Here is a 1,705-nt window from a genome sequence, read left to right on the forward strand (position 1 = left end):
GCCCGCGCTGCGTGCTGCGCGACCCGGACGTGCCGACCTGGTCGGAGGTGGTCCAGCTGCACCGGGTCACCGGCGGGGCGTGCTGCGTGCTGCTGCTCCTGCTGGCGGCGGCCGGCGCCGCCATGGTCCCGAGGACCGTCTGGCAGCTCCTCGCCTCCTCGCAGAAGGCCGACCGGGAGGCGGCCTGCTGGCTGGCCGCGGGCCTCGACCCCGGCGCAGCCGTGGACGCCGGCTTCGTCCGCTTCACCCGGAACCGGTCCGCGCTCAAGGCCTGCACGGCGCAGTACGTCCAGGACTTCGACGCGGTGTCCGTCGCCGTGGGCGTACTGCTGGTCGTCGCGGCCCTCGCGGTGTACGGGCTGCTGCCGGTGTGGCGGAGCCGCCGCTCCCGGGTCATCGCCCTGGACGAGCTGGAGGCCGTCGGACGACTGCGGCAGCAGCTCGACGAGTTGGTGGCCACCGCCGGACTCGCCCGCGCCCCCCGCTTCGTCGTCGACCCGGCCGCGCCGGCGGTCGGCGCCGTGGTGTTCGGCCGTTGGCGCAACCCCACGGTCTGCCTGTACGGCGGGCTGGTCGCCACGAGCGGTACGGACCGGGAGCGGTTCCGGGCCGTCGTCCTGCACGAGCTCGCGCACGTGCGGAACAAGGACGTCGGCATCACCTACGCCACCGTCGCCCTGTGGCGCGTCTTCCTCCTCCTGGTCCTGCTCCCGTGGGCCGCGGTGGGCGTGAAGAACCTCCTCTTCACCGGAACCGCGGACGCCCGGGGGCAGTTCGCCCCGTTCAACACCCACCAGCTGGTGCTCGGCCTGCTGATCGTGGTGTCCGTCCACCTCACCCGGGCCGGCATCCTGCGCAACCGCGAGATCTACGCCGACCTCATGGCGGCCCGCTGGGGCGCGAGCCGGGAGCCGTGGAACGTCCCCGCGCCGCCGCGCTCCGGCCGCGCACGGCCGCGGGCCCTCGCCGCGTTCGTCGAACTCTGGCGCACCCACGCGTCCTGGGAGCTGCGCCGGACCTCGCTGACCGACCCGAAGGCGCTGTTCGCGCTGGACGCGCTGCCGCTCTTCCTCACCGGGCTCGCGGCCGACATCCTGGTCTGGCAACTCGGCAGCCTGCCCTACCAGGCGCTCCCCGCCAAGGCGGTGCTCATCGCGGCGCTCGTCGTCGGCATCGGCGGCGTCGCCCTGTGGCGCGCCGTGGTGTACGCCGTCCTCACCGGGCGCCCGACCCCGCCGGGCTGGCCGGTCGGCCTGTGGCTCGGCGCCGGCCTCGTCGCGGGCGAACTGCTCGGCCCCAGGGCGGCCTGGAACAACTGGTGGCCGGCCCACCCGGAGGCCCTGCTGATCCTCGTCGCCGCGCTGGTGCTGGCGATGACCTGGACCGCCCAGAACGCCGAGTGGTGGATCGCCTCCTGGCGCGGGCGCTCGCTGCGCCCGGTCATGCTCGCGGGCCTGGCCGCCGCCTCGGCGGCGCTCGCCTGCGTGCTGTACTGGTGGTACACCCAGGGCGAGGTCCTGACCGGGGGGTGGCCGTACACCACGGCCGGGCTGCTGGGCGCGTACGGCCTGCCCGGGCTGCCGCCGGCCCACATCGGCCCGGTGCTGGAGGTCGTCGCGGTGGTGGGCGTGCTGCCCGGCGGGGTCGCGGGGGCTTCCCGGCGCAGCGGATCCTGCTGCACGGCAACGCCAAGTCCCCGGAGGAG

At 75.5% G+C, this 1,705-nt stretch carries 1 protein-coding gene; it reads left to right on the top strand.

Features of this window, described 5'->3' with window-relative positions; translation table 11 throughout:
* Window positions 1-1,705 (top strand): M48 family metalloprotease (locus ABZW03_RS40565; RefSeq protein ID WP_355269855.1); only part of this gene is annotated, 1,705 nt, incomplete at both ends.

The organism is Kitasatospora sp. NPDC004799 (assembly GCF_040609095.1).
Taxonomy (GTDB): domain Bacteria; phylum Actinomycetota; class Actinomycetes; order Streptomycetales; family Streptomycetaceae; genus Kitasatospora.